The organism is Anaerotruncus sp. 1XD42-93, from assembly GCF_009917605.1.
In the GTDB taxonomy this organism is placed as follows: domain Bacteria; phylum Bacillota; class Clostridia; order Oscillospirales; family Ruminococcaceae; genus Anaerotruncus.
Map to the genome: position 1 here is coordinate 19,785 of NZ_QZEG01000038.1, position 9,201 is coordinate 28,985.

Genomic DNA, 9,201 nt, shown 5'->3' on the forward strand with positions numbered 1-9,201 from the left:
CAGAAACTGCTTATTTGGACGCTTTGGATTTGACAGCCCGCGCCTTCGAGGCCGGCTTGGATTTGGCTGCGGTTTTTCTGGTTGTCTTTGCCGCAGGCTTGACCGCCTGTTTGACCTTGCGGGGCCGCCCTTTCAGATAGATGGTTGCAAGCGGCGGAACGGTCAGGCTGATCGAGTGGTCAAAACCGTGTTCCGCTACATTTTTTACCCGGATCGCGCCTTTGTTGACCACACCGCTGCCGCCGAACCGAATATCGTCGGTATTGAAAATCTCATCGTAGGAGGTCGCGTCCGGCACACCGATCCGATAGTTTTCGCGGGTGACCGGCGCGAAGTTGCAGAGCACCACAATGTCGTTGCCCTCTTCGTCGATCCGGCGGAATGCGATGATATTCTGGGTGTTGTCGTCATGGGAAATCCAATTAAAGCCATCCCATGAATCCTCCACCTGCCAGAACGCCGGTGTGTTCAGATAGAACTGGTTCAGCTCCTTGACAAACGACTGCATCTGACGATGCGCATCATAGCCGAGCAGCATCCAGTCGAGCTGCTGTTTATAATTCCACTCGATGAACTGTGCAAATTCACAGCCCATAAAGAGCAGTTTTTTTCCTGGATGGGACATCATATACGCAAGGAACGCGCGGACCCCCGAGAATTTCGTCTCATACTCGCCGGGCATCTTGTTGATGAGCGAGCACTTCCCATGGACAACCTCATCGTGTGAGATCGGCAGGATGAAGTTTTCGCTGAACGCATAAAACAGGCTGAAGGTCAGCTTATCGTGGTTGTAGCTACGGAAATACGGGTCAAGCGAATTGTAGGAAAGCATGTCGTTCATCCAGCCCATATTCCATTTGAAGTTGAAGCCCAGGCCACCGACCGATGCCGGTTTGGTGACCAGCGGCCACGCGGTGGATTCCTCAGCGATCATCAGCGCACCCGGATGCTCGGTCAGCACCGCGGTATTGAGCTTCTGGAAAAACGCGACCGCTTCAAGGTTTTCCCGCCCGCCGTTGACATTGGGCATCCACTCCCAGTCCTCGCGGCCATAGTCGAGGTAGAGCATGGAAGCGACCGCATCGACGCGCAGACCATCCACATGGTATTTCTCGATCCAGAACATGGCGTTCGAGACGAGGAAACATTCGACCTCGTTGCGCCCAAAATCAAAGATGCGGGTTCCCCAATGTGCGTGCTCACGCTTGTGCACATCCTGATATTCATACAGGGGTTGTCCATCGAACTCGTACAGCCCATGGGCGTCCTTCGGGAAGTGCGCCGGGACCCAGTCCATGATAACACCGATCCCTGCCTTGTGCAGGGTATCCACCAGATACATGAAATCATGCGGCGTCCCATAACGGGAGGTAGGCGCATAATAACCGGTCACCTGATATCCCCAGGAACCATCAAACGGATATTCCATCAGCGGCAGGAACTCCACATAGTTGTAGCCCATCTCTTTGAGATAGCTCACCAGTTCATCCGCAACCTGACGGTAACTGTAGGGGTTTCCATCCTCATGCCTGCGCCAGGAACCCATGTGCAGTTCATAGATGTTGACCGGGCTGCGATAAGGGTTATAGTCTTTGCGTTTGTCATACCAGTCCTTATCCTTCCACTCATATCCCTCGATGTCATAGAGCTTGGAGGCATTATCAGGAGCGGTTTCGGCATGGAATGCATAAGGGTCGGACTTCATCAGTGTGCGCCCGTCCCGGGTTTTGATGCAGTATTTATAAATGTCATACTGGGCAAGGTCGGGGATCATCAGCTCCCAGACGCCGCTCTTTTCCAGCAGTTCCATCGGATTTGCATCGGGATCCCAACCGTTGAAATTTCCAACGACCGACACCTCTGCGGCGTTCGGCGCCCATACGCGAAAAACATAACCCTGTACTTTCCCTTTTTTACAGGGATGCGCACCAAGAAATTCATAGGATTTATAGTTGGTACCCTGATGAAAAAGATACAATGGTAAGTTGTCCTGCGTTTTTGACGTTGACTTTGCCATTGTCTTCACCTCCCTCGTATGTATTTTAGCATTTTCTGGTGCAGTTTTCAATAGGTTCTTGTGAAATTTCCTATAAAAAAATCGGATTGCCAGATTTCATTTTGTGCGTTATGCATACAAACTTTACACATTCCTATGCTATTCGCCCATAACGAAAGAAAATCATTCATTCAACCCCATGAATCCACAGTATAACACACCTGTCACCTCCTATTTTGTCGGAAGATGCAGCCACACCCAAATACAAAAACAGAGAACAGGCTGTCCTTTCGAACGGCCTGTTCTCTGCCTGTCTGTTTGCAATGCCATACCGCGTTTTTGCCCTGTCACCACAAACCTGAAAACGGGTTGTCAGGCTTCCGAAGCGTACGCCTTAAACGCCTGATAGGTCGCATAAACATCGTTTTTAGAGACCACCTCAAACGGCGAATGCATCGAGAGGACCGGGACGCCGACATCCACCACATCCACATCGAGCGCCGCGATAAACTTGGCCACCGTTCCGCCGCCGCCCAGATCGACCTTGCCCAACTCGCCGGTCTGCCACGAGACCTGCGCCCCGTCCAGCGTCCGGCGCACCTGTGCCATGAATTCCGCAGACGCCTGGCTGGTGCTGTACTTACCGCCCGAACCGGTGTACTGGGTTACGACAACGCCATAATTCAGGTAGGCGCAGTTGCGTTTCTCAAGGGTATCGCCAAAGGTCGGGTCGAATGCCGCATTGACATCCGCCGAAAGACAGGTGGAGTTGCTGAGTACCTCATGGCCCGCGAACCCGCCCAGCGCGGATGCAAGATCCTTGATGAAGAATTTCAGATAATGGGAGTGCAGGCCGGTGTTGCCGTCCGAGCCGGTCTCCTCCTTGTCGGCGAAGACGGTGACCGTCGTATAGGAGGGGGCGGAAACCTCGAGCGCTGCCATCAGGGACGTGTAGGCGCATACCCGGTCGTCATGCCCGTAAGCGCCGATCATAGAGCGGTCGAAGCCGATGTCCCGCGCCTTAAAGACCGGTACCACCGAAAGCTCCGCCGACAGGAAATCCGCCTCGACAATCCCATATTTCTCGTTGAGCAGGCGGATAATGTTCAGCTTGACCTTCTCGCTGGCCTTATCATCCTTAAACGGGCGGCACCCGACCAGGACATTCAGCTCTTCGCCCTTCAGCCCCTGTGAGAGCGGGCGTTTCATCTGTTCCTGTGCAAGATGTGGGAGCAGGTCTGTCACCGTAAAGACCGGGTCGCCCTCCCCTTCGCCGATCGCAACGGTGAGCGTCTCCCCATCCTTTTTCACAATCACCCCATGCAGTGCAAGCGGGATCGCCCCCCACTGGTACTTTTTGATCCCACCGTAATAGTGGGTTTTGAACAGGGCAATCTGCCCCTCCTCATAGAGCGGGCTGGGTTTGAGGTCGAGCCGCGGGGAGTCGATATGGCTCGCCATGATCCGCACCCCGTCGACGATCGGGCGGGTGCCGATCGTTGCAAGGATGAGCGCCTTGCCGCGGTTGTTGTAATAAACCCGATCACCCGGACGGTAGGCGGTATGCCGGCTGAACTCCCGGAATCCCGCGTCCGAAGCCATGCGCACGATCTCGGAAACCGCTTCCCGTTCGGTTTTGCACCGGTCGAGGAACCCCTTGTACGGCTCGCAGAACGCCTGGGCTGCCTGTTCTGCGTCATCGTCGTTGGTCATACCCATATTCTTGCGGTTCAGCAGCAGTTTTTCCTGCAAAAGTTCGCCTGTACTTTTCTCATTTTCCATCTGAAATACCTCCCATATCTGTCTGATTCACAGCCCGTAAAGGCGGCGGTAGATTTCCATTGTTTTGTTCACCCGTTCGACATACGCGCGTGTGTCCGCAAACGGGATATTGGTGACATTCTCCCCATCGGGCGCGTACTCCGGGTCGTCCAGCCACTGCTTGACACTCCCCCAGCCCCCATGGTATGCCGCAAGCGCATTGTCCACTGTGCGGAACTCGTCGAGCAGCATCCGAAGCATCTCGGTGCCGTAGTCGATACTGGTCGGGGGATCAAAAAGCGGGGAAAAGTCGTCGGTTTCGGGTTCGCCGCGGCGCATCCGGACCCAGTTGTAGGCGTCGGGCATCATCTGCATCAGGCCCAGCGCCCCCACCGACGAAACCGCATCCGGCCGGAACCGGCTTTCGGTATGCACCACAGCCAGAACCAGCGCAGGGTCGAGTGACCGCTCCTCGCACGCCTGACCGATCAGCTCTTCATACCGGATCGGGTAAGCCCGGCGGTAGTACGCATCAAAGCCCCGTTTCAGCAGCAGGGACGCGCCGCCAGCAATCCCGAGCAGCCCCACCAGCGCGCATAAAAAGGCAACCGCCCTCTGCCAGAACATCCTTTTCCGGCTAATCTTCCTGTTCTGCAAGCTCTTCCAGCTCCCCGCTATCCGGTGGCTCCTCCGGTTTCTCGTCCGGCGGCTGATCCGCGGACGGCTCCTCTGTCACAGGTGGTTCTGTCTCCGGCTCCTCTTCCGCAGGCGCCGGTGCGGGCGGCTCCAGCGGCAGACGGTAGGACCCGTCCTCCCACGACCGCTCCAACCGGTCGTAGAGCGCCAGAAACGCGGCTTCAAACGCTGCAAAATCCGTATCGTTGTGCAAAACCTCATGGGAACGCCCGGTGTAAAAAGCGTCCGGGTTCTGCGCATTGATCCGCAGTTCCGCATCCTCCCGGCTGATCTGGTCGCGGGCGATCACCCGCTCGATACGGGTGTCCCGGTCGGCGATTACTGCAATGATCCGGTCACACCGGCGGTTCAGCCCGGATTCAAAGAGGGTGGGTGCATCGAGCACCACCATCGGCAGGCGGCGGGCCTTCGCGTTTTCTAGTTTATGCACAATCGCTTCAATGATGTACGGGAACGTAATATCATTGAGGCGTTTCAGCTTGTTTTTGTCCCCGAAACAGAGTTCGGCGAGCCGGGCGCGGTTCAGGCTCGCGTCCGGATGGATCACCTCGGTCGAAAATTCCAGCACGAGGTCCATCAGGCAGTTGGCCGACTGTTCGATCGCATCCCGGGCGACCCTGTCAGCGTCGATCACCTCGACCCCACGCGCGGCAAACATCCTGCTCAGGCTGGACTTCCCCGCTCCCGACTGCCCGGTCAGCCCGACCACCATCGTTCCGCTTTCGTTCACGTTGCTGATTCCTCCCATCCAAGTCTGATCTCTGTAAAGCCCGCGGCGCGCAGAAGCCGGTTATAGACCGCCTGTCCAACCCCATCCGGGCTGTCCACCCGGGCATAGACCGACGTAAGCCCCAGTTCATCGATCCGGCGGAGCGCCCCGAACAGCGCCTGCGCCTGCGAAACGGGGTCGTCCCGCCTCCCATAGGTGACGCAGGGATGTCCGCCGAACCGCGCCTGTTCCCCCTCGAAACAGAGCACCCCGCACCCGGGCGGCTGCGCCTCGAGATAAGCGGCAAACTGCTCTAGGGTCCCCCAGAGCAGGACCACCCGCGCCTTGGGGGCGTAGTGGCGGTATTTCATGCCGGGGGACGCGGCCTTTGCCCCATCCGGCAGATGGGCAAACACCCCCGGGTCGAGCCGGATGTCCGGCAGCACCTCCCTGAGCATCTCCAGCGTGACCGCACCTGGGCGCAGGATGGCGGGCGGGTCGGTGCAGAGGGTCAGGACGGTCGACTCCACCCCGACTGTGCAGCTTCCTCCGTCTATGATCGCGTCCACCCGGCCGGTCAGGTCCTGGATACAGTGTCCGGCACAGGTCGGGCTTGGCGAACCGGAAAGGTTGGCCGACGGCGCGGCCAACGGTGTCCCGGCGCGTCGGATCAGCTCCCGCGCGACCGGGTGGGAAGGCATCCGCAGCGCGACCGTCTCCAGCCCGCCCGACGTCTCGTACGGCACCCGCGCGGACTTCTCAAGGATCACCGTCATAGGGCCGGGCCAGAACCGTTCTGCCAATGCAAAATAAGCATCCGGCAGGCGTTTGACCAACGGGCGCGCCTGTTCGGGGTCCGCGATATGTACAATCAGCGGGTTGTCGCTCGGGCGCCCTTTGGCCGCATAGATCGCCGATGCTGCCGACGGGTTGAGCGCATCCGCCGCCAGCCCATAGACTGTCTCGGTCGGGATCACGACCAGACGGCCCGCACGCAGCAACGCAGCGGCCCGGTCGAGCGCCGCTGCATCCTGTTCGATGTCAAAAACCCTGTATATGCTTGTCTCCAATCTTCCATCCCCCACCCGGTCAGGCATCCTGCGAAGCCTGCAATTTTTCCGCCTGATCGAAGGTCATCAGCGCGTCAAGCAGCTCGTCCAGGTCCCCGTCAATGATGCTGTCCAGTTTATAAAGGGTCAGCCCTATCCGGTGATCGGTACACCGTCCCTGCGGGAAGTTATAGGTGCGGATCCGCTCCGAGCGGTCCCCGGTCCCCACCTGTAACTTCCGTTCGCTTGCGATCCGGTCATTCTGTTCCCGCACTTTGATGTCCAGCAGACGGGACCTCAACACCTTGAGCGCCTTGTCCTTGTTCTTGTACTGGCTCCGCTCGTCCTGACACTCGACCACCATGCCGGTTGGCAGATGGGTAACCCGGATTGCGGAGGAAGTCTTGTTGACATGCTGCCCGCCGGCTCCACTCGAACGGAATACGTCGATCTGGAGGTCCTTGGGATCAATCTCCAGCTCAACCTCCTCTGCCTCGGGCAGCACCGCGACAGTCACCGTCGAAGTGTGGATGCGGCCCTGTGCCTCGGTCTCGGGCACCCGCTGGACCCGATGCACCCCGCTTTCGAATTTCAAGCGGGAATAGACCCCGTCCCCGTCAAGCGAGAAGCTGACCTCCTTATAACCGCCCAGCTCGGTCTCATTCGCACTCAAAATCTCGCTCGTCCAGCCCCGGCTCTCGGCGTACATACTGTACATCCGATAGAGCGAACCCGCAAAGAGTGCCGCTTCATCCCCGCCAGCGCCCCCGCGGATTTCAATAATGACATTCTTTTCATCGTTCGGGTCCTGCGGCAGCAGGAGAACCCGCAGCTCCTGCGAGGCGGTTTCGATCTGGTCACGGCTGGCGTCAAGCTGCTCCTGCGCCAGTTCACGCAGTTCTTTGTCCAATCCGCCCTCCCCCAGCATCTCCCGCGCTTCCTCAAACGACTGCTTCGCTTGACGGTACTCCTGGTATTTTTCCACGATCGGGGTCAGACGCTTATATTCTTTCATCAGGGAGGTGTACAGCTCCTGATCGTTGGTCACATTCGGCTCCATCAGCTTGTGGTTGATCTCGTCATACCGCGCTGCAACCGCTTCCAGTCTGTCTAACATCTTCCGGCTCCTTTATCAAATACTGCTGTCCTGCGAGGGCTTTGGCGGATTTTTCTCGACCTCTTCCCCATTGCGGAAAATCTTTTTGATGTTCCGTTCTACCTTGGCGCGCGGGACCATCACTTCCCGTCCGCACCCGGTACAGCGGATCCGGAAATCCATCCCGACCCGCCCGACTGAAAACTGCCGTTCCCCACAGGGATGCGGCTTTTTCATCAGCAGGATATCCCCCACTTGTACATCCATCCAAACCCACCTCCGCAAGCTATTTTTCCGATCTGCTATAATCTATTATTATACAAAATTCCCGCCGGTTACGCAATAGGTGCCTATTCTTTTTTCAGGGCATGAAAAGTGTAAAATTAATTGCGAAAGAGGCTTTTAGCGAAAAGTCCCTCTTTCGCAATCTTTTTTTATCCACCGTCAATAAAAAAAGGAGTTGTAAAAGAAATGGTAAAACGAACCCTGAGTCTTACGGAATCGGTCGCGTTTGAACTGGACAATCTCGTGACTGAAAACAACTGCGATCTGGAAACCCTGATTTTAACCAACCTGTCTAAAGCACATAACCGCTTCGGCTTTGCACGTAAGGACTGCATCCGCCGTAACGAATGTCCGCCTTGCTTCCGGCGTCGTTGCAATTGTCCCGAGTATAGGCATGATCCTGCCATTGATATGGATGATATTCCCTATTGATTGGGGGTGAACTTCTATGAATTGTATCGAGCGTTATGAAGCAGAACGAACTGCATCAAAAGTTGATGCTTTTTTGGTAAAGCAAAAGTTGCCTTATGACCAGAAAGTTATTCTGGCCGAAAGGCGGGCAAGGGAATTTCACAATCAAATACTGGGAGAAGGACACAACGTCCACGTGTCGGTAGGCGGTTTGGATAGTATCACACTGCTCCTGTTTTTACGGTCTATCGGCCTTGATGTCCCCGCTGTATCTGTGTCAACGCTGGAGGACAAGAGTATTCAGCGGGTACATAAGGAATTGGGGGTAATTTCCCTGAAGCCGCTCAAAAGCAAGGTTGATATCTTACAGGAGTTCGGGTTCCCGGTGCTGTCAAAGGAAATCGCGGGAAAGATTGATCTGCTCCAACGCCCAAGTGAACGGAACGCCACTGTGAGACACGCCATTATTACTGGAGAAACTGGCACATACGGTGGAAACCGCACAGGAACCCGGATGAAGCTGTCGCAAAAGTGGCTAAACCTATTTGGAGGGTATGAAAACGAGGAGGAAAACGTTAATTATCAGGTTGCACCTTTCAAGGTGTCGGACAAATGCTGCTACTATCTGAAAGAAAAACCCTGCGGCAACTACGCAAAAGAGCATGATAGTTATCCGTATCTTGGCCTGATGGCGTCAGAAGGAGGACGTAGGCAAAAGGCTTTGATGATGCATGGATGCAATTATTATGGCAAAACCGTAACGCGTAGTTGCCCCTTTGCGATATTTGACCGGCAGGATCTGCTGCAGCTTGCACTTGATCTAAAGGTACCCGTTCCGGAAATCTATGGAGAGATTTTGAGGGATTCGGAAGGCAGGCTCTGCACCACAAAAGCGCAACGCACCGGATGCAGTATGTGCGGGTTTGGAATTCATTTGGAAAAGCGTCCACATCGGTTCGACCGGCTGAAGGAAGCGAACCCGGACGAATGGGAATTTTGGATGCATCACTGTGTTACGGACCCCGAAACCGGAGAGAAGTTCGGCTGGAGTCGAGTGCTCGACTATATCGGTGTTCCTTATAGATGATTTTTTTATGTTTCCTTTTTTTGCAAAGAATTTGGAATATAGCCCGGCGCATGAATATTACATATAGCCCAGAGTTTTAGCCGATGTCCGCGCCGGGCAGTTTTATCAAAC

The 9,201-nt window shown here is 55.9% G+C and carries 9 protein-coding genes; 2 read left to right on the forward strand and 7 right to left on the reverse strand.

Translation table 11 applies throughout. The features are described 5' to 3' along the window. Nucleotides 1–10: 10 nt before the first annotated feature. From glgB to D5269_RS12565, 7 genes are all read right to left on the reverse strand, one after another. The gene (glgB, locus tag D5269_RS12535) at nt 11–2,017 is read right to left on the reverse strand and encodes a 1,4-alpha-glucan branching protein GlgB (RefSeq protein ID WP_120485917.1); all 2,007 of its coding nucleotides are present in this window, start codon (nt 2,015–2,017) and stop codon (nt 11–13) included. A gap of 351 nt (nt 2,018–2,368) precedes the next feature. Next, complete coding sequence (locus D5269_RS12540; RefSeq protein WP_120485918.1) at nt 2,369–3,778, reverse strand: aminopeptidase; 1,410 nt, start codon at nt 3,776–3,778, stop codon at nt 2,369–2,371. Between the two features lie 27 nt (nt 3,779–3,805). Continuing rightward, on the reverse strand, nt 3,806–4,384 hold the full coding sequence (locus tag D5269_RS12545) for a lytic transglycosylase domain-containing protein (RefSeq protein WP_016314877.1): 579 nt from the start codon (nt 4,382–4,384) through the stop codon (nt 3,806–3,808). A 10-nt stretch (nt 4,385–4,394) separates the two neighbouring features. After that, nucleotides 4,395–5,183 carry a dephospho-CoA kinase gene (gene coaE / locus D5269_RS12550; protein WP_016314876.1) on the reverse strand — a complete coding sequence of 263 codons (789 nt, stop codon included), beginning with the start codon at nt 5,181–5,183 and terminating at the stop codon, nt 4,395–4,397. Then, on the reverse strand, nt 5,180–6,232 hold the full coding sequence (locus tag D5269_RS12555; protein WP_243126846.1) for an L-threonylcarbamoyladenylate synthase: 1,053 nt from the start codon (nt 6,230–6,232) through the stop codon (nt 5,180–5,182). Before D5269_RS12555 ends, coaE begins: the two co-directional genes overlap by 4 nt. A 19-nt stretch (nt 6,233–6,251) precedes the next feature. Further along, nucleotides 6,252–7,328, reverse strand: a complete 1,077-nt coding sequence (gene prfA / locus D5269_RS12560; protein WP_016314874.1) for a peptide chain release factor 1 — start codon at nt 7,326–7,328, stop codon at nt 6,252–6,254. 15 nt (nt 7,329–7,343) lie between these two features. After that, nucleotides 7,344–7,574, reverse strand: a complete 231-nt coding sequence (locus D5269_RS12565) for a DUF951 domain-containing protein (RefSeq protein ID WP_120485920.1) — start codon at nt 7,572–7,574, stop codon at nt 7,344–7,346. Nucleotides 7,575–7,778: 204 nt separating this feature from the next. Here D5269_RS12565 and D5269_RS12570 point away from each other — a divergent pair, with 204 nt between their 5' ends. Both D5269_RS12570 and D5269_RS12575 read left to right on the forward strand, forming a co-directional pair. Then, the gene (locus D5269_RS12570; RefSeq protein WP_120485921.1) at nt 7,779–8,024 is read left to right on the forward strand and encodes a hypothetical protein; all 246 of its coding nucleotides are present in this window, start codon (nt 7,779–7,781) and stop codon (nt 8,022–8,024) included. A gap of 190 nt (nt 8,025–8,214) precedes the next feature. Next, the gene (locus tag D5269_RS12575) at nt 8,215–9,090 is read left to right on the forward strand and encodes a hypothetical protein (protein WP_347707302.1); all 876 of its coding nucleotides are present in this window, start codon (nt 8,215–8,217) and stop codon (nt 9,088–9,090) included. Nucleotides 9,091–9,201 lie beyond the last annotated feature (111 nt).

Coding starts and splice junctions, on each gene's coding strand:
- glgB (WP_120485917.1), bottom strand. CDS start 2,017: ATGGCAAAGTCAACGTCAAAAACGCAGGACAACTTACCATTGTATCTT.
- D5269_RS12565 (WP_120485920.1), bottom strand. CDS start 7,574: ATGGATGTACAAGTGGGGGATATCCTGCTGATGAAAAAGCCGCATCCC.
- D5269_RS12545 (WP_016314877.1), bottom strand. CDS start 4,384: ATGTTCTGGCAGAGGGCGGTTGCCTTTTTATGCGCGCTGGTGGGGCTG.
- D5269_RS12570 (WP_120485921.1), top strand. CDS start 7,779: ATGGTAAAACGAACCCTGAGTCTTACGGAATCGGTCGCGTTTGAACTG.
- prfA (WP_016314874.1), bottom strand. CDS start 7,328: ATGTTAGACAGACTGGAAGCGGTTGCAGCGCGGTATGACGAGATCAAC.
- D5269_RS12540 (WP_120485918.1), bottom strand. CDS start 3,778: ATGGAAAATGAGAAAAGTACAGGCGAACTTTTGCAGGAAAAACTGCTG.